We start from the raw sequence: 17,297 nt of genomic DNA on the forward strand, positions 1-17,297 counted from the left end.
CAAAAAAAGGCTGATGCAAACACATCAGCCTTTTTTATAACATTTTTACTTAGCTCAACTGAAGTGTGCCATTTCATTCAAGATAAAGCTCTCTACAGCCCCTTCAACTGCCACTGAATAACGTTTTAGATTAACGTTATCCATATGCGCCACCCAAAGGTCACGGGATTCCCAGCGCTCATAGAAAAGAAACACAGCAGGATTGTTATTATCCTGATGCAGATCGTACTGCAAGCAACCGGCCTCTTCACGGGTAGGTTCAATTAAACGGATTAATTCTGTTTTCACTAAATCAATTTGATCGGATTTTGCCTCAATACGGGCAACAATTATCAGTTCAGTAGTCATCGTTATTCCTAAGCTTCAGTAACATGATTGAGCAGATTGGGGCCAGTACCACCCCGCACGTTAAAAACCTTCTAGTACAACCTTGCCGATAGTACTACCACTCTCAACAGCAGCGTGCGCTAGCTTTAGATTGGTTGCATTGATAGCACCAAAGTTGGTTCCTTGGGTGGTTTTGATCTCACCCGCATCAATTAAGTCAGCAACGGCATTCAGCAGGTCACGCTGCTTCGCCATATCATCGGTGTTAAACATTGAACGGGTATACATAAATTCCCAATGCAATGACACAGACTTCATCTTCAGCTTCATGATGTCCAATGGTGTTTCTGGATCATCAATCAGCGCCAGCTTACCCTGAGGAGCAATGCTCTCAACGATCGCATCGAAATGCTGGTCGGTGCCGTTTAGGCTGACCACATGGGATACCGTATCCAATCCGATGCGCTTAAGCTCTTCATTCAACGGCTGACGGTGATCAATAACAAAATCAGCACCACGCTCCTTAACCCATTGCTGACTTTCTGCACGGGATGCCGTACCGATCACGACAGCATCCGTTAGTTTGGCCGCCAACTGCACAATAATGGAACCCACACCACCGGCTGCACCGATAACCAATACCTGCTCTGGCTTTGAAGCTGCACCATTAGCGCTCTTCTGCTGTATCCCTAGGCGATCAAACAGTAACTCCCAAGCGGTAATGGTCGTCAACGGCATCGCCGCCGCTTCGCCATCAGACAACGACTTAGGTGCATGACCGACAATACGCTCGTCAACGAGGTGGAACTCAGCATTGGTACCTTGGCGAGTCAAATCACCGGCATACCAGACACGATCACCCGGCTGATAGAATTCAACCTGCTCACCGACAGCGACGACTTCACCCACTGCATCCCAGCCCAATACTTTGTATTCACCATTCTCAGGCTGTGCCCGCTGGCGAACTTTAGTATCCACAGGGTTAACAGAAATAGCGTTGACCTTAATAAGCAGATCGCGTCCCGCGGCAACGGGCATCGGCAGATCGATATCAACCAGTGAATCCTGCTCTGTAATTGCCTGTGACTCTAAATAACCAATAGCTTTCATTTTCGACCTCGGTAAATTGATAGAGACATTGTGAACCGATATGCCTAAACTAAAAACATGCTAATCACTCAATCAGTTTCAATATATTTTTGATAATGAATACAGACGACTTAGAATTATTCACCCGAATCGCCGACTGCGGCAGCATTACCGCATCCGCCGAACAACTGGGATTAACCCCAGCCACGGCCAGTGCAGCCCTTAAGCGACTGGAAAAACAACTTGATACCCAGCTATTTATTCGATCGACCCGACAATTACGGCTAACCTCCGAGGGAGAACACTTTTTGACCTTCTGCCGCCAAGCACTCGTGGCGTTAGAAGAAGGTAAAGCATCGCTACATGCGATCAAAGGTAAAATTTCCGGTGAGCTGCGCCTATCGATGCCGTCCGATTTGGGCCGCAACTTAGTGGTACCTTGGATCGATGAGATGATGATCAAACACCCGGAACTATCACTCAAACTTAATATCGGTGATGGTCTGTCGGATTTCTATCTCGACCGGGTAGACGTGGCGCTACGTTACGGTGCGCCAGAAGATTCATCCATGATCGCCTTTCAGGTTGCCAGCATCGACCGAGTTATTATCGCCTCGCCAGAGTACACTGCCGCCTTTGGTGAACCTCAGCATCCCGAAGAGTTACGTCAGCATAACTGCTTGATCTTTCGTCTCGGCAATCGCGCCTACGATACATGGGATATGGTCAGAAACGGTGAACAGTACCGCATACCCGTAACCGGCGATCGAGAATGTGATGACGCGGAGATTGTTAGACGCTGGGCGCGGGCCGGCAGAGGCATTGCGTTTAAATCAAAACTGGATGTAAAACGTGAGCTCGATAGCGGCAAACTCCTCCGTTTGCTGCCGGAATACCAATCCAAGCCGGTTGGACTTTGGCTCGTTTGTCCGAGCCGCAAACAGGTTACACCTGCTGTACTGCTGTTACGGGATTTTTTAAGAGATAAGGTAAATGAAGAACTTAAACCCGTAGGCAGGCCGTTAAGCTAGCGTAGGGCAAAGCAAAAAGGATCACACCAAAGGCAGCAAGCCGCATTAGGGTGTCAACATACTCCATTTATGGGGTATCGATGTAAGTCGGACAATCACTCTACAGTTTTTACACATATAGATTGTCTCGTTAAAATTCTTATTTCGTTCGATATAGTCAGCCGGTACGGAAATTGGCTGTTCCTTTAGCACTTCTCGACAAACTTCGCAGCTTACTAGCTCCATTGCTCTACTTCCAAACGTCAATAATGCCTACATTATAGATTTAGTTGATGACATTTACTTAACACCAGCCCCCAAACTGAGTAGTTAAAGGCTGAACGATTAAAAGCGTGAGTTAATACATGAAAGGCTAGCAAGTACCGAAACACCATTGAATAGCGCTTAGAAGCGTAGAAAAAAACGATCAGTTAAGTGATATGACGACTTTTAGGACAAAAAAAACCCGGCTTATGCCGGGTTTTTATTAAGATATGAAGAGATTAATCTTCAGAATCTTCTACCGCTACAGCATCCGCTGGACGGTCAACTAGCTCAACGTAAGCCATCGGCGCGTTATCACCCGTACGGAAGCCACATTTCAAAATACGAATGTAACCACCTGGACGACCTTCGTAGCGAGGACCAAGTTCGTTAAACAGTTTACCAACAGCTTCTTTACTGCGGGTACGAGCAAAGGCTAGACGACGGTTAGCAACCGAGTCTACTTTTGCCAGTGTGATCAGTGGCTCAGCAACACGACGCAGCTCTTTAGCTTTAGGCAGCGTGGTCTTGATGAGCTCATGTTCGAACAGGCTTACAGCCATGTTCTTGAACATTGCTTTACGGTGCGCACTTGTACGATTAAAGTGACGACCTGATTTACGATGACGCATCTTTTTATCCTTGCCAAACTGTTAGGTTTAAAACCGCAGATCAGGAAGCGACTTTATCGTCGTTTCTGATGCTCGCAGGTGGCCAATTTTCAAGGCGCATACCCAGTGACAGACCTTTAGACGCCAAAACGTCCTTGATCTCGGTCAGCGATTTCTTACCCAAGTTCGGAGTCTTAAGCAGTTCTACTTCGGTACGCTGAATCAGATCACCGATATAGTAGATCTGCTCTGCCTTCAGACAGTTGGCGGAACGTACAGTCAGCTCCAGATCATCAACCGGGCGAAGCAGAATCGGATCGATTTCTGGTTCTTCCGGTTCATCGTTAACCTGATCCTTACCACCTTCCAGATCTACAAATACAGCCAGTTGTTGCTGCAAAATAGTTGCAGCACGACGGATGCATTCTTCCGGATCGATAGTACCATTGGATTCAATGTCAATGACCAACTTATCTAAGTCAGTACGCTGTTCAACACGCGCACTTTCAACTACATACGACACCAGGCGAACCGGGCTGTAGGTAGCATCAAGTAGCAAGCGGCCGATGGTCCGAGACTCGTCTTCATCCGATACGCGCAGGTCAGCTGGCACATAGCCACGACCACGAACGATCTTCAATTGCATGTTAAGGCTTGCACCTTCGCTCAAATGAGCGATGACATGCTCTGGATTTGCGATTTCGACATCCTGATTCAACTGAATATCAGCTGCTGTAACAGGACCCGCTTCGCTCTTAGACAGAGTCAGGGTTGCTTCATCACCGTTGTGCAGCGCGACTGCAACACCTTTAAGGTTGAGCAGGATTTCAATTACGTCCTCCTGCACACCCTCGATGGTGCTGTACTCATGCAGCACACCTTCGATCTCAGCTTCAGTGATGGCACAGCCAGGCATTGAAGAGAGAAGGATACGGCGTAGCGCATTACCCAGCGTATGGCCAAAACCGCGCTCCAGTGGTTCCAAAGTAACTTTTGCACGAGTCGCACTAATTTCCTGAACGTCAATGTGACGGGGACTTAGAAACTCGTTTACTGAACGCTGCATAGTTCCACCAATTAAGAAGTCAATATTTACTTAGAGTACAGTTCGACAATCAGCTGCTCATTGATGTCAGCAGACAGTTCAGTACGCTCTGGCAGGGACTTGAAAGTACCTTCCATCTTCGCAGCATCAACATCTACCCACTCAACAGCTGTACGCTGAGAAGCCAGCTCAAGTGCGTGTTTAATACGCAGTTGAGTCTTGGACTTTTCACGAACGGCAACCACATCACCAGCTTGTACCTGGTAAGAAGGAACGTTCACGGACTGTCCGTTAACTGTAATCTGACGATGAGAAACTACTTGACGTGCTTCAGCACGAGTAGATCCAAATCCCATACGATAGACGACATTGTCTAGACGCCCTTCCAGCAACTGAAGAAGGTTAGTACCAGTCGCGCCATTGCGACGGGCAGCTTCCTTGTAGTAGCTGCGGAATTGCTTTTCAAGTACGCCGTATGTACGACGAACTTTCTGTTTTTCACGAAGCTGTAAACCGTAATCTGATAAACGACCACGACGAGCGCCATGTACACCTGGAACATTTTCAGCTTTACACTTACTGTCCAGAGCACGAACACCGCTCTTCAGGAAAAGGTCGGTACCTTCACGGCGAGACAGCTTGCATGTTGGTCCTAAATAACGAGCCATATTATTACTGTCTCCGGATTAAACGCGACGTTTCTTCGGTGGACGACAACCGTTGTGAGGAATCGGTGTCACGTCCGTGATGTTATTAACCTTGTATCCACATGCGTTCAATGCGCGCACTGCAGATTCACGGCCTGGGCCTGGGCCCTTAACAAAAACGTCTAAATTCTTTAGACCATACTCTTGAGCAGCTACACCTGCACGTTCCGCAGCAACCTGTGCCGCGAAGGGTGTACTCTTACGAGAACCACGGAAGCCGGAGCCGCCTGCGGTTGCCCAACTCAGGGTATTGCCCTGACGATCAGTAATAGTAATGATCGTGTTGTTAAATGAAGCATGGATGTGAGCGAATCCGTCAACAACCTGCTTTTTAACCTTTTTACGTGTGCGATTACCTGGCTTAGCCATACTGGAAATTCCTATCGCTTACCATTACTTACGGATTGGTTTACGTGGCCCTTTACGGGTACGCGCGTTTGTCTTAGTGCGCTGACCACGAAGAGGCAAACTACGGCGATGCCGCAAACCACGGTAACAACCAAGATCCATCAAGCGTTTGATGTTCATGGATACTTCACGGCGAAGATCACCTTCAACTGTCAACTTGGCGACTGCGTCACGTACCGTATTCAGTTGTTCTTCTGACAAATCTGCAATCTTTGTGGTTTCTTGAATTCCACAATTAACGCAGAGGTCCTTCGCTGTCGTGCGGCCAATTCCGAAGATGTAAGTCAATGAAATTACCGCATGCTTATTGTCAGGAATATTGACGCCAGCTATACGGGCCATTCAATTTACTCCAACTTATTAGCATGCACCTGTGCTTTTCACAGGTACTGCAAATTCTTCTATTAATGGAAGGCGCGAGATTCTACACGTTGATCAAAAATAAATCAACCCTTCGCGACAACCACTCCCAGACCAGGCGTTAATTAACCCTGGCGCTGCTTGTGTCGTGGTTCAACTTTGCAGATAACCCGCAGAGTACCGTTACGACGTACGATCTTGCAGTTACGGCAGATCTTCTTAACTGATGCACGTACTTTCATGATCAACTCCAAATAGCAGGGATGCTAGCGCAGCAGGCCAGCACCGCCTCCTTTAAGATTCGACTTCTTCATCAGGGATTCATACTGATGGGACATCAAATGAGATTGTACTTGAGCCATGAAATCCATCACAACAACAACCACAATCAGCAGTGACGTACCACCGAAGTAGAAAGGTACATTCCAGGCTACCACCAGGAACTGAGGCATCAGAGATACCGCAGTGATGTACAGAGCGCCAAACAGTGTCAGGCGGCCCAGTACGTTATCGATGTACTTAGCAGATTGCTCCCCTGGGCGAATACCCGGGATGAATGCACCAGACTTCTTCAGGTTATCAGCTACATCTTTTGGATTGAAAACAATCGCTGTGTAGAAATAACAGAAGAAAATGATACATACCGAAAACAACAGGATATACAGCGGCTGACCCGGGCCCAGCGCAAGTGCGATATCCTGTAGCAGCTCCATGCCTTCAGTTTGACCAAACCATTGGCCAAGTGACGCAGGGAACAGCAGAATGCTTGAAGCGAAGATCGGCGGAATAACACCAGCCATATTCACCTTTAACGGCAAATGACTGGACTGCGCAGCATACATGCGACGACCCTGTTGGCGCTTCGCATAGTTAATGGTGATACGGCGTTGACCGCGCTCCATGAACACTACGAAGCCGACAGTGGCAACCGCCAGCACAGCAATGGCCAGCAACGCCAGGATATTAAGATCCCCCTGACGCGCTGATTCAAAGGACTGACCGATAGCACTAGGCAAACCGGCCACAATACCAGAGAAGATCAGAATCGAAATACCGTTACCGATACCCCGCTCAGTCACCTGCTCACCCAACCACATCAAGAACACTGCACCTGCAACCAGTGTGACAACCGCTACAAAGTAGAAGTTGAAATCTGCTGCAAAGGCAACGCCTTGGTTAGCAAGGCCGACCGCCATACCGAACGACTGTACAGTCGCTAGGATAACGGTACCGTAACGTGTGTACTGATTGATCTTCCGACGACCAGCCTCACCCTCTTTCTTGAGTTGCGCAAGCGTCGGGCTGACTACCGTCATCAGCTGCATAATAATCGATGCAGAAATGTACGGCATAATACCCAAAGCAAGGATACTCATCCGTTCCAAAGCACCACCGGAGAACATGTTAAACATGCTCAAAATAGTGCCCTGATTCTGATCAAAGAGTGCAGCTAGACGATCAGGATTGATACCAGGTACCGGAATATGTGCACCGATACGGTATACAACGATCGCAATCAAAACGAACAACAAACGAGATTTAAGCTCGCCTAAGCCGTTCTGTACGCCTGCTGGTACTGGTCCTTTCTTAGCCATTTATTCCTCGACTTTTCCGCCTGCAGCTTCAATTGCAGCAAGAGCGCCTTTGGTCACTTTAAGACCTTTAACGGTAACTGCTTTGTTGATCTCACCAGAAAGAATCACGCGCGCACGCTTGATGCTGTCTTTGATGATATCCGCTTTTTTCAGTGCATCCAGATCGATTACGTCAGCATCAATCTTAGCCAGCTCGTTCAGGCGAATTTCTGCAACGAATGCAGCCTGACGAGAGGTAAAACCGAACTTAGGCAGACGACGCTGCAACGGCATTTGGCCGCCTTCGAAACCTGGTTTCACTGAACCGCCGGAGCGGGATTTCTGACCCTTATGGCCACGACCGCCGGTTTTACCCAGGCCGGAACCAATACCGCGGCCTACACGCTTAGGAGCATGTTTAGAACCTTCGGCAGGACTCAGTGTATTAAGACGCATAATGAGCTCCTTATTCGCCTTCTACACGAACCATGTAGTTAACTTTGTTGATCATACCGCGTACAGAAGGAGTGTCTTCCACTACTACGGTGTGACCGATACGGCGCAGACCCAGACCCTGGACGCACAATTTGTGCTTAGGCAGGATACCGATGGTGCTGCGAACAAGTGTTACCTTGAGAGTAGATGCCATCGTTGATTACCCCAGGATGTCTTCTACGGACTTACCACGCTTAGCAGCAACATCTTCAGGAGATGTCATGCTAGCAAGACCGTTGATTGTTGCGCGAACAACGTTGACTGGGTTTGTAGAGCCGTAGCACTTAGCCAGTACGTTGTGAACACCTGCAATTTCCAGTACAGCACGCATCGCGCCACCGGCGATTACACCAGTACCTTCAGATGCAGGCTGCATGTATACCTTAGAAGCACCGTGACGGGCTTTAATAGGGTATTGCAGAGTTGTGCCGTTTAGATCAACAGTGATCATATTACGACGCGCTTGTTCCATCGCTTTTTGAATCGCCGCAGGTACTTCACGTGCTTTACCGCGACCGAAGCCTACGCGGCCATTACCGTCGCCAACAACAGTCAAAGCGGTGAAACCGAAGATACGACCACCCTTAACTACTTTGGCAACACGGTTAACCTGTACAAGTTTCTCTTGTAGGTCACCGTCTTTCTGTTCGTGATTTGCCATTGTCAAACCCCTTAGAATTCCAGGCCGCCTTCACGGGCTGCATCTGCCAACGCTTTAACTCGTCCGTGGTATTTAAACCCAGAACGGTCGAAAGCAACCTTAGTCACGCCAGCGTCTTTTGCGCGCTGAGCGATCAGTGTGCCTACTTTAGTAGCGGCATCAGTGTTACCAGTAGTATCACTACGCAGGTCTTTTTCTACAGTTGATGCTGCAGCCAGAACCTGACCACCATCAGCAGAGATAACCTGTGCATAGATGTGACGTGGTGTACGGGTTACACACAGACGTACTGCGCCCAGTTCACGCATTTTGTAACGGGCACGGCGGGCACGGCGAATACGAGATGTTTTCTTTTCGTTCATGACCCTACCTTACTTCTTCTTAGCTTCTTTACGGCGAACGAATTCGTCAGCGTAACGTACACCCTTACCTTTGTAAGGCTCTGGTGGACGGAAAGCACGAATTTCTGCTGCAGCTTGGCCCAGCGCCTGCTTATCGGCTGATGTCAGCACGATAGTGGTCTGGCCTTCCATTGCAGCTGCAACACCTTCAGGCAGCTTATAATCGATTGGGTGAGAGAAACCCAGAGTCAGGCTCAACGTATTGCCGTTTGCAGCAGCACGATAACCAACACCCTGAAGCAATAGTTTCTTAGTGAAACCAGTGCTTACACCAACAACCATGTTATTAACCAAAGAGCGGACAGTACCGGCCAGCGCGTTAGCAGTTTTGCTGCCATTGCGTGCGGCGAACTTCAGCACGTTATCTTCTGTGGTTACTTCTACAGACGGGTGAACAGACAGACCCAGGGCACCGTTACCGCCCTTTACATTGATCTGCTGACCATCAACCTTAGCTTCAACACCTGCCGGTAGGACAACGGGACTTTTAGCAACTCGAGACATATTTCCAGCTCCTAGAATACCGTACAGATGACTTCGCCACCGATACCGGCAGCACGGGCAGCACGATCAGTCATCACACCACGAGAAGTGGATACGATAGCTACGCCTAATCCGCCAGATACTTTAGGCAGCTCATTAGCGCCTCGGTATACACGCAGACTTGGACGGCTAACTCGCTGGATAGACTCAATAACCGGCTTGCCTTCAAAGTATTTCAGTTCAACAGTCATCACTGGCTTGCCTTCACCTTCGACGGCGAAGTCAGCAATGTAACCTTCCTCTTTCAAAACTGCAGCAACAGAGGCTTTCAGCTTAGAAGCAGGCATAGTTACAGCTGATTTCTCAGCCATATGACCATTACGAATACGGGTTAGCATATCCGCAAGAGTGTCTTGCATACTCATGGTTTATTTTCCTTTGTGCAGCGCAATGCGGTAGCAGGATGGGAATCATCCTGCCCAGACCATTGTGCTTACCAACTTGCTTTTTTCAGGCCCGGCACATCACCACGCATTGCAGCTTCACGCAGTTTGATCCGACTTAGACCAAATTTACGGTAAACAGCGTGTGGACGACCTGTAACCTGACAACGACGCACCTGGCGAACCGGGTTAGCGTCACGCGGTAGCTTTTGCAGAGCTACCTGGGCATCCCAAACTTCATCTTCAGATGAAGCAGGGTTTTTAACGATTGCTTTAAGAGCGGCACGCTTTTCAGCATACTTAGCAACCATTTTTGCGCGTTTTGATTCGCGCGCTTTCATACATACCTTAGCCATTTCTCTACCCTTACTTTTTGAATGGGAAGTTGAGGGCTGCCAGCAGGGCACGACCTTCGTCGTTAGTGCGAGCAGTGGTGGTGATGGTAATATCCATACCACGCAGCTTATCTACCTTATCGTATTCGATTTCAGGGAAGATGATCTGCTCTTTCACGCCCATGCTGTAGTTACCACGACCATCAAAAGATTTCGGGTTCAGGCCACGGAAGTCACGAATACGTGGGATCGAGATATCAACCAGACGGTCAAGGAATTCCCACATACGCTCACCGCGCAGGGTTACCTTGCAACCAATTGGCCAACCTTCACGAACCTTGAAGCCTGCAATAGATTTGCGGGCCAGGGTTACAACAGGTTTTTGACCTGCAATTGCCTGCATTTCTGCAACGGCATTATCCAGCTGTTTCTTATCACCAAGCGCTTCACCAACACCCATGTTCAGGGTAATTTTGGTCAGACGTGGTACAGCCATCACGTTAGGACAGCTCAAATCGTCTTTCAACTGCTGCTTAACGGACTCGTTATAGAGTGCTTTTAATCTAGACATGGCATCAACTCCTATTACTTAGCGATAACTTCGCCGTTGGATTTGAAGATCCGGACTTTGTTGCCATCTTCCAGAACTTTGAAACCAACACGGTCACCTTTACCGGTAGCAGAGTTGAAAATAGCGATGTTAGATACTGCAATCGCTGCTTCTTTCTCTACGATACCGCCAGCTTTACCCAGCATTGGGTTAGGCTTGGTGTGTTTCTTAACCATGTTGATGCCAGACACGATCAGACGGTCATTAGCAAGAATACGCAGAACTTTGCCGCGCTTGCCTTTGTCTCTGCCTGCAATAACGATTACTTCGTCGTTACGAATTATTTTACGCATTAATTATCCATCCTTTCCTACTACCCTCTCATGCTTAAAAACGCCAAGCCCTTTCGAGCTTAGCGTTTTTGCATAAATCCTGACTTGCGAAAGCCGGGATTCTTTATAGCACTTCAGGCGCCAGGGAAATGATTTTCATAAACTTCTCTGAGCGAAGTTCACGAGTTACTGGGCCAAAGATACGAGTACCGATAGGCGCGGAGTTGGCGTTCAATAAAACCGCTGAGTTTGTGTCAAAGCGAATGATTGAACCGTCCGGGCGCCGAACACCTTTACGGGTACGTACCACAACAGCATTAAGGACCTGACCTTTTTTCACCTTACCGCGAGGAATTGCTTCCTTAACAGTAACTTTGATGATGTCACCTACACCGGCATAACGACGGTGTGAGCCACCCAGGACCTTGATACACTGTACTCGCTTGGCGCCGCTGTTATCAGCAACATCAAGCATAGATTCTGTTTGAATCATGGGTCTCTACTCCAAAATTCAGACTGTTTTCTTTGCCCTTTAGGGCCCAAAAAACAGCCTGCCAGAAGCAAAGGTGCGTTATATTACACCTTTACTGCCTGTTCTTCAATCTTAACTAGCGTCCAAGACTTACTTTTTGAAAGCGGACGGGATTCAGCAACAGTCACTGTATCTCCCATCTGACATTCATTCTGTTCGTCGTGCGCATGCAGCTTAGTGGAGCGAGTTACGAATTTCCCGTAGATCGGGTGCTTCTCTTTACGCTCTACCAGAACGGTAATAGTTTTGTCAGCTTTATTGCTGATAACTTTACCGGTCACAGTACGTGTACGTTTTTCTGCGGCCATTATTAGTTACCTGCTTTCTGATTCAGTACGGTCTTAACGCGCGCGATATCGCGACGCACCTGACCCAGCATATGATTCTGAGTCAGCTGACCAGTTGCTTTCTGCATACGCAGATTGAACTGATCCTTCAGAAGACCCAGCAAAGTTTGCTGGAGTTCTTCAGCGGATTGTTCGCGCAGTTCAGTTGCATTCATCACATCACCGTCCGTTTAACAATAGTGGTTGCCAGCGGCAGTTTCGCCGCAGCTAGGTTGAATGCTTCAGTAGCCAACTCATCAGGCACACCGCTCATTTCGAACAGTACTTTACCTGGTTTGATCTGGCATACCCAGTATTCAACACTACCCTTACCTTTACCCATCCGTACTTCAAGCGGCTTACCTGTGATTGGCTTGTCCGGGAACACGCGAATCCAGATTTTACCGCCACGCTTTACGTGACGAGTCATAGTACGACGAGCAGCTTCGATCTGGCGAGCTGTAATACGGCCACGTTCTGTCGCTTTCAGTGCAATTTCACCAAAACTAACAGTACCACCGCGCTCGGCCAGACCGCGGTTGCGGCCTTTCATAACCTTGCGGAATTTAAGTCTCTTAGGTTGCAGCATTGATAATTACCCCTACTTTGAACCTTTCTTCTTAGGTTGAGCATTTCTCTGAGCGCGTACTTCTTCAATACCACCCAGAATCTCACCTTTAAAGATCCAGACTTTAATGCCAAGCACACCGTATGTAGTGTGCGCCTCGTAAGTACCGTAATCGATGTCAGCACGCAGGGTGTGCAATGGCACACGACCTTCGCGGTACCATTCAGACCGTGCAATCTCTGCACCGCCCAGACGGCCACCAACCTGAATCTTGATACCTTCAGCACCCTGACGCATAGCATTCTGTACAGAACGCTTCATGGCACGGCGGAACATAACACGACGTTCCAGCTGGCTTGCGACACTTTGTGCAACTAGTTTGGCATCTAGATCTGGTTTACGGATCTCTTCGATGTTGATGTGAACCGGAACGCCCATCATTTTAGAACAAGCGTTACGCAGTTTTTCTACATCTTCACCTTTCTTACCAATAACAATGCCTGGACGGGCAGTGAAAATGGTAATTTTTGCATTCTGTGCAGGCCGCTCAATTTCGATGCGGCTAACAGATGCTGCTTTTAACTCGCCTTCCAGATACTCACGTACCTTAAGGTCGTTCAACAGCTTATTAGCGTATTCGTTCTTGTCTGCATACCACACCGAAGTGTGATCTTTTACAATTCCAAGTCGAATACCTGTTGGATGTACCTTCTGACCCATAGTGGTATCTCCTAGCAGTCAGCTACCTTAACGGTGATGTGGGAGGTGCGCTTCAAAATACGGTCAGCGCGACCTTTCGCACGCGGTCTTATGCGCTTCATGGTCATACCTTCATCAACGAAGATTTGTGAAACGCGTAGCTCGTCAATATCAGCACCTTCGTTATGCTCTGCGTTAGCAATAGCAGACTCAAGTACCTTCTTAACTAGCACCGCACCTTTTTGAGGGCTGAAAGCCAAAATATTCAGGGCTTCACCCACCGCCTTTCCGCGGATTTGATCGGCAACCAAACGCGCTTTCTGAGCGGAGATATGGGCGCCTTTGTGCTTAGCGGCTACTTCCATTTTCTTAACTCCCGATTAGCGTTTAGCTTTCTTATCTGCTGCATGACCCTTATACGTACGGGTAGCGGCAAACTCGCCTAATTTATGACCAACCATATCCTCGGTGACAAACACCGGTACGTGCTGACGGCCATTATGAACTGCAATCGTCAGTCCTACGAAGTTTGGAAAAACTGTAGAACGGCGAGACCAAGTTTTGATCGGACGACGATCATTGGCCTCAACTGCAGCTTCTACCTTTTTCAACAGGTGAAGGTCGATAAAAGGACCTTTCTTCAGTGAACGTGGCACAGCTGTATCCTCTGATTATTTCGCTTGACGACGGCGTACGATCATCTTATCGGTACGCTTATTCGAACGAGTTTTCTTACCTTTAGTCGGTACGCCCCATGGTGTCACAGGATGACGACCACCAGATGTACGACCTTCACCACCACCATGTGGGTGATCGACTGGGTTCATCGCCACACCACGAACGGTAGGACGAACACCACGCCAGCGTGTAGCACCAGCTTTACCTAGACGACGTAGAGAGTGCTCGGAATTACCGACCTCACCCAGTGTCGCGCAGCAGTCAACCAACACTTTACGCATTTCGCCTGAACGCAGACGCAAAGTTGCATGAGCACCTTCACGAGCAATCAACTGTGCGGAAGTACCAGCAGAACGTGCAATTTGAGCACCTTTACCTGGTTTCATCTCGATACAGTGAATAACGCTACCGACAGGGATGTTACGCAGTGGCAAACAGTTACCTGGTTTAATATCAGCATTCTGACCAGATATCAGAGAATCACCAGCCTTAACGCCTTTAGGGGCGATAATGTAGCGACGCTCACCGTCAGCGTACATCAGCAGAGCGATGTGCGCGGAGCGGTTTGGATCATATTCCAGACGCTCAACGGTAGCAGGGATATCCAGCTTGTTGCGACGGAAATCAATAACACGGTAATGTTGCTTATGACCGCCACCAATGTGACGAGTCGTAATGCGACCATAGGTGTTACGACCACCGGTTTTGCTTTTCTTTTCGACCAGAGCAGCGTGTGGCTTACCCTTGTGCAGATCAGGTGTAGTCACCTTAACTACATGACGGCGCCCAGCGGAGGTCGGTTTAGATTTAACAATAGCCATAATTCAAACCCCTCTTATTCGCCATCGATAAAGTCGATGTCGTGACCGTCTGCCAGGCATACATATGCCTTACGAACGTCAGAGCGCTTACCCATACCGCGCTGAGTGCGCTTGGTTTTGCCCTTAACGTTAACAACGTTCACGCCAGTTACTTTTACGTCGAACAACTGCTCAACAGCCTTCTTGATTTCAGGCTTAGTTGCATCAGCTGAGACGCGGAATACAACCTGCTGAGAACCTTCAGCAACAATTGTTGCTTTCTCAGAGATATGCGGGCCTAGCAGTACTTGATAGATGCGTCCTTCGTTCATGCTAACGCCTCCTCAATTTTCTTGAGAGCAGCAACAGTCACAACAACCTTCTCAAAACCAACCAGGCTGACAGGATCGATGCCAGCTGCATCACGAACGTCAACGTGTGGTACGTTGCGTGCGGCTAGATACAGATTCTGCTCTACGTCTTCTGTGATCAACAGCGCGTTAGTCAGCTCAAGCTCAGCGAGCTTAGCGACGAACTGCTTAGTCTTAGGCGCGTCGACTTGGAAGTTATCAACAACAACCAAACGCTCCTGACGTACCAGCTCAGACAAGATGCAACGCATCGCAGCGCGATACATTTTCTTGTTAACTTTTTGAGCGTGGTCACGCGGCTGAGCAGCGAATGTTACGCCACCTGTACGCCACAAAGGACTACGAATAGTACCGGCACGTGCACGGCCAGTACCTTTTTGACGCCATGGCTTAGCACCACCACCGCTTACAGCGGCGCGGTTTTTCTGAGCCTTGGTGCCTTGACGACCACCGGCCAGGTATGCCGTAACAACCTGATGAACCAGTGATTCATTGAATTCTTTACCAAATGCTAGATCGGAAACTTCTACGCTTCCTCCAGCTCCTGCAAGATTCAGATTCATTTCAAACCCCCTCAGGCACCAGCTTTAACAGCTGATTTAACGATTACGTCGCCGCCAGTAGCACCAGGTACAGCACCTTTCACTAACAGCAGATTGCGCTCGGCATCGATGCGAACAACTTCTAGGGATTGAACGGTTACACGTTCAGCACCCATGTGCCCTGCCATCTTCTTACCTTTCCACACGCGACCAGGAGTTTGACACTGACCAATAGAACCAGGAGCACGATGAGAAAGAGAGTTACCGTGTGTCGCATCCTGCATGGAGAAGTTCCAGCGCTTAATACCGCCCTGAAAACCTTTACCTTTGGATTGACCGGTTACATCAATTTTCTGACCCGCTTCAAAGCGTTCAACAGTCAGTTGATCACCAACATTTACTTCTTCGTCACCTGACAGACGGAACTCCCACAAACCACGACCTGCTTCGGTCTCTGCTTTCGCAAAGTGACCTGCAGCGGCCTTAGTAACGCGGCTAGCACGACGAGAACCTACAGTTACCTGCACAGCAGAATAACCATCAGTTTCTTCGGTCTTAACCTGTGTTACGCGGTTCGGTTCCACCTCGATGACAGTGACTGGCACAGACACGCCGTCTTCAGTGAAGACACGAGTCATACCTGCTTTACGTCCGATTAAAGATACAGACATTTTATAAACCTCACATTGCCAGTTGTGTACGGGGCTAAAACCCGCTATGGCTGCCTAAAAGGCATTCCACACGTAGATTTACTCATCTACGCAATCGTCTAATTAGCCTAAGCTAATTTGCACTTCAACACCCGCAGCAAGATCTAGCTTCATCAGTGCATCAACAGTTTTTTCTGTTGGTTCAACGATGTCTAGAACGCGTTTGTGAGTACGGATCTCATATTGGTCACGTGCATCTTTGTTCACGTGAGGAGAGATCAGAACTGTAAAACGCTCTTTGCGAGTAGGAAGCGGGATCGGACCATGCACCTGAGCACCTGTCCGCTTAGCAGTCTCAACGATCTCCTGAGCGGAAGAGTCAATCAGGCGATGATCAAAAGCCTTCAGACGGATTCTGATTTTCTGGTTTTGCATTTGACCACAATTCCTAGAATTAAAAAAAGGCTTTCGCCACCTAACCCCATTTAACGGGGTAGCGCATTCTACTTACCCTATACCCCCAAGTCAAGCCTGTATTGTTTACAAATTAAACAGCCCGCCTTTAGCGACATTCAATAGCAACAGTACTTACGCAACAAAAAACAGACATAAAATCGCCACTTAAACAAAACAATGAGGCGAAACAACCAGGAGATCATCTATTCGATCATTTGCGGGCACGAATAAGGGCATCAATCCAAGCAAAACTTCGTTACGCCAGAATTGATGATGTAATGCTTGATATGGGCGTACAGAATCTTTTAATACTCAACCCCGGCCATATCAAAAAATAAAAAACCACAAAAAAAGGCTCCCGAAGGACCCTTTTTTATATCAACGAAGATTATTCGATGATTTTAGCTACAACGCCAGCACCAACAGTACGGCCGCCTTCACGGATCGCGAAGCGCAAACCTTCTTCCATTGCGATTGGGTTGATCAGGGTAACATCCATTTTGATGTTATCGCCTGGCATTACCATTTCAACGCCTTCTGGAAGTTCGCAAGCACCGGTGATGTCAGTTGTACGGAAGTA

At 48.3% G+C, this 17,297-nt stretch carries 31 protein-coding genes and 1 pseudogene; 1 reads left to right on the plus strand and 31 read right to left on the minus strand.

The window, feature by feature from the left end; translation table 11 throughout:
- Nucleotides 1–54 precede the first annotated feature (54 nt).
- The gene (locus tag ACN0T0_RS15780; protein WP_417227715.1) at nucleotides 55–348 is read right to left on the minus strand and encodes a putative quinol monooxygenase; all 294 of its coding nucleotides are present in this window, start codon (nucleotides 346–348) and stop codon (nucleotides 55–57) included.
- 60 nt (nucleotides 349–408) lie between these two features.
- Complete coding sequence (locus tag ACN0T0_RS15785; RefSeq protein WP_417227716.1) at nucleotides 409–1,437, minus strand: zinc-binding alcohol dehydrogenase family protein; 1,029 nt, start codon at nucleotides 1,435–1,437, stop codon at nucleotides 409–411.
- Nucleotides 1,438–1,532: 95 nt separating this feature from the next.
- Between ACN0T0_RS15785 and ACN0T0_RS15790 the strand changes: the two genes are divergently transcribed.
- Nucleotides 1,533–2,447 (plus strand): LysR family transcriptional regulator, encoded by a 915-nt coding sequence (locus ACN0T0_RS15790; protein WP_417227717.1) that lies wholly within the window; start codon nucleotides 1,533–1,535, stop codon nucleotides 2,445–2,447.
- Nucleotides 2,448–2,929: 482 nt separating this feature from the next.
- On the opposite strand, the gene rplQ is transcribed toward ACN0T0_RS15790, so the two are convergent.
- From rplQ to ACN0T0_RS15935, 29 genes and pseudogenes are all read right to left on the minus strand, one after another.
- The gene (rplQ, locus tag ACN0T0_RS15795) at nucleotides 2,930–3,322 is read right to left on the minus strand and encodes a 50S ribosomal protein L17 (protein ID WP_126159357.1); all 393 of its coding nucleotides are present in this window, start codon (nucleotides 3,320–3,322) and stop codon (nucleotides 2,930–2,932) included.
- A 40-nt stretch (nucleotides 3,323–3,362) separates the two neighbouring features.
- Nucleotides 3,363–4,367 carry a DNA-directed RNA polymerase subunit alpha gene (locus tag ACN0T0_RS15800; RefSeq protein ID WP_126159356.1) on the minus strand — a complete coding sequence of 335 codons (1,005 nt, stop codon included), beginning with the start codon at nucleotides 4,365–4,367 and terminating at the stop codon, nucleotides 3,363–3,365.
- A gap of 26 nt (nucleotides 4,368–4,393) precedes the next feature.
- Nucleotides 4,394–5,014, minus strand: a complete 621-nt coding sequence (rpsD, locus tag ACN0T0_RS15805; RefSeq protein WP_417227718.1) for a 30S ribosomal protein S4 — start codon at nucleotides 5,012–5,014, stop codon at nucleotides 4,394–4,396.
- An 18-nt stretch (nucleotides 5,015–5,032) separates the two neighbouring features.
- A complete protein-coding gene (gene rpsK / locus ACN0T0_RS15810; RefSeq protein WP_019622838.1) occupies nucleotides 5,033–5,422 on the minus strand; it encodes a 30S ribosomal protein S11 in 390 nt (129 codons plus the stop codon).
- Between the two features lie 24 nt (nucleotides 5,423–5,446).
- Nucleotides 5,447–5,803: a 30S ribosomal protein S13 gene (gene rpsM, locus ACN0T0_RS15815; protein WP_215953580.1), complete on the minus strand. Its 357-nt coding sequence runs from the start codon at nucleotides 5,801–5,803 to the stop codon at nucleotides 5,447–5,449.
- Nucleotides 5,804–5,946: 143 nt separating this feature from the next.
- Nucleotides 5,947–6,063, minus strand: a complete 117-nt coding sequence (rpmJ, locus tag ACN0T0_RS15820; protein WP_083935407.1) for a 50S ribosomal protein L36 — start codon at nucleotides 6,061–6,063, stop codon at nucleotides 5,947–5,949.
- Nucleotides 6,064–6,087: 24 nt separating this feature from the next.
- Complete coding sequence (secY, locus tag ACN0T0_RS15825; RefSeq protein WP_417227719.1) at nucleotides 6,088–7,416, minus strand: preprotein translocase subunit SecY; 1,329 nt, start codon at nucleotides 7,414–7,416, stop codon at nucleotides 6,088–6,090.
- Nucleotides 7,417–7,851 carry a 50S ribosomal protein L15 gene (rplO, locus tag ACN0T0_RS15830; protein WP_417227720.1) on the minus strand — a complete coding sequence of 145 codons (435 nt, stop codon included), beginning with the start codon at nucleotides 7,849–7,851 and terminating at the stop codon, nucleotides 7,417–7,419.
- Between the two features lie 10 nt (nucleotides 7,852–7,861).
- The gene (gene rpmD / locus ACN0T0_RS15835; protein ID WP_126159351.1) at nucleotides 7,862–8,044 is read right to left on the minus strand and encodes a 50S ribosomal protein L30; all 183 of its coding nucleotides are present in this window, start codon (nucleotides 8,042–8,044) and stop codon (nucleotides 7,862–7,864) included.
- A gap of 6 nt (nucleotides 8,045–8,050) precedes the next feature.
- Nucleotides 8,051–8,551, minus strand: coding sequence for a 30S ribosomal protein S5 (gene rpsE, locus ACN0T0_RS15840; RefSeq protein ID WP_417227721.1), 501 nt, complete (start codon nucleotides 8,549–8,551; stop codon nucleotides 8,051–8,053).
- A gap of 11 nt (nucleotides 8,552–8,562) precedes the next feature.
- Complete coding sequence (gene rplR / locus ACN0T0_RS15845; protein ID WP_126159349.1) at nucleotides 8,563–8,913, minus strand: 50S ribosomal protein L18; 351 nt, start codon at nucleotides 8,911–8,913, stop codon at nucleotides 8,563–8,565.
- A gap of 9 nt (nucleotides 8,914–8,922) precedes the next feature.
- Nucleotides 8,923–9,456, minus strand: a complete 534-nt coding sequence (gene rplF, locus ACN0T0_RS15850; protein WP_417227722.1) for a 50S ribosomal protein L6 — start codon at nucleotides 9,454–9,456, stop codon at nucleotides 8,923–8,925.
- A gap of 11 nt (nucleotides 9,457–9,467) precedes the next feature.
- Nucleotides 9,468–9,860: a 30S ribosomal protein S8 gene (gene rpsH, locus ACN0T0_RS15855; protein WP_215953576.1), complete on the minus strand. Its 393-nt coding sequence runs from the start codon at nucleotides 9,858–9,860 to the stop codon at nucleotides 9,468–9,470.
- 68 nt (nucleotides 9,861–9,928) lie between these two features.
- Complete coding sequence (rpsN, locus tag ACN0T0_RS15860) at nucleotides 9,929–10,234, minus strand: 30S ribosomal protein S14 (protein WP_215953575.1); 306 nt, start codon at nucleotides 10,232–10,234, stop codon at nucleotides 9,929–9,931.
- Between the two features lie 10 nt (nucleotides 10,235–10,244).
- Nucleotides 10,245–10,784 (minus strand): 50S ribosomal protein L5, encoded by a 540-nt coding sequence (gene rplE / locus ACN0T0_RS15865; protein ID WP_091361841.1) that lies wholly within the window; start codon nucleotides 10,782–10,784, stop codon nucleotides 10,245–10,247.
- A gap of 14 nt (nucleotides 10,785–10,798) precedes the next feature.
- Entirely contained in the window at nucleotides 10,799–11,116 is a 318-nt protein-coding gene (gene rplX / locus ACN0T0_RS15870; protein WP_417227723.1) for a 50S ribosomal protein L24, read from the minus strand.
- 103 nt (nucleotides 11,117–11,219) lie between these two features.
- On the minus strand, nucleotides 11,220–11,588 hold the full coding sequence (gene rplN, locus ACN0T0_RS15875; RefSeq protein WP_126159344.1) for a 50S ribosomal protein L14: 369 nt from the start codon (nucleotides 11,586–11,588) through the stop codon (nucleotides 11,220–11,222).
- An 83-nt stretch (nucleotides 11,589–11,671) separates the two neighbouring features.
- A complete protein-coding gene (gene rpsQ / locus ACN0T0_RS15880; RefSeq protein WP_175483610.1) occupies nucleotides 11,672–11,938 on the minus strand; it encodes a 30S ribosomal protein S17 in 267 nt (88 codons plus the stop codon).
- Nucleotides 11,938–12,129 carry a 50S ribosomal protein L29 gene (gene rpmC, locus ACN0T0_RS15885; protein WP_126159343.1) on the minus strand — a complete coding sequence of 64 codons (192 nt, stop codon included), beginning with the start codon at nucleotides 12,127–12,129 and terminating at the stop codon, nucleotides 11,938–11,940. The genes rpsQ and rpmC overlap by 1 nt, the downstream gene beginning before the upstream one ends.
- The gene (rplP, locus tag ACN0T0_RS15890; protein WP_215953573.1) at nucleotides 12,129–12,542 is read right to left on the minus strand and encodes a 50S ribosomal protein L16; all 414 of its coding nucleotides are present in this window, start codon (nucleotides 12,540–12,542) and stop codon (nucleotides 12,129–12,131) included. The genes rpmC and rplP overlap by 1 nt, the downstream gene beginning before the upstream one ends.
- Nucleotides 12,543–12,554: 12 nt before the next feature.
- Nucleotides 12,555–13,241, minus strand: a complete 687-nt coding sequence (gene rpsC, locus ACN0T0_RS15895) for a 30S ribosomal protein S3 (RefSeq protein WP_215953572.1) — start codon at nucleotides 13,239–13,241, stop codon at nucleotides 12,555–12,557.
- Between the two features lie 11 nt (nucleotides 13,242–13,252).
- Nucleotides 13,253–13,585, minus strand: coding sequence for a 50S ribosomal protein L22 (gene rplV / locus ACN0T0_RS15900; RefSeq protein ID WP_091361855.1), 333 nt, complete (start codon nucleotides 13,583–13,585; stop codon nucleotides 13,253–13,255).
- 15 nt (nucleotides 13,586–13,600) lie between these two features.
- A complete protein-coding gene (gene rpsS, locus ACN0T0_RS15905) occupies nucleotides 13,601–13,876 on the minus strand; it encodes a 30S ribosomal protein S19 (RefSeq protein ID WP_215953571.1) in 276 nt (91 codons plus the stop codon).
- Nucleotides 13,877–13,891: 15 nt separating this feature from the next.
- The gene (gene rplB, locus ACN0T0_RS15910; RefSeq protein WP_417227724.1) at nucleotides 13,892–14,719 is read right to left on the minus strand and encodes a 50S ribosomal protein L2; all 828 of its coding nucleotides are present in this window, start codon (nucleotides 14,717–14,719) and stop codon (nucleotides 13,892–13,894) included.
- 14 nt (nucleotides 14,720–14,733) lie between these two features.
- On the minus strand, nucleotides 14,734–15,030 hold the full coding sequence (gene rplW / locus ACN0T0_RS15915) for a 50S ribosomal protein L23 (protein WP_124927543.1): 297 nt from the start codon (nucleotides 15,028–15,030) through the stop codon (nucleotides 14,734–14,736).
- A complete protein-coding gene (gene rplD / locus ACN0T0_RS15920; RefSeq protein ID WP_417227725.1) occupies nucleotides 15,027–15,632 on the minus strand; it encodes a 50S ribosomal protein L4 in 606 nt (201 codons plus the stop codon). The genes rplW and rplD overlap by 4 nt, the downstream gene beginning before the upstream one ends.
- Before the next feature lie 11 nt (nucleotides 15,633–15,643).
- Entirely contained in the window at nucleotides 15,644–16,282 is a 639-nt protein-coding gene (gene rplC, locus ACN0T0_RS15925) for a 50S ribosomal protein L3 (protein WP_303580328.1), read from the minus strand.
- Between the two features lie 102 nt (nucleotides 16,283–16,384).
- Nucleotides 16,385–16,696, minus strand: coding sequence for a 30S ribosomal protein S10 (rpsJ, locus tag ACN0T0_RS15930; RefSeq protein ID WP_036511965.1), 312 nt, complete (start codon nucleotides 16,694–16,696; stop codon nucleotides 16,385–16,387).
- Nucleotides 16,697–17,105: 409 nt separating this feature from the next.
- A pseudogene (locus ACN0T0_RS15935) lies at nucleotides 17,106–17,297 on the minus strand (elongation factor Tu); the annotation flags it as partial.

Origin of the sequence: Amphritea sp. (assembly GCF_048266285.1) — a bacterium.
GTDB lineage: Bacteria > Pseudomonadota > Gammaproteobacteria > Pseudomonadales > Balneatricaceae > Amphritea.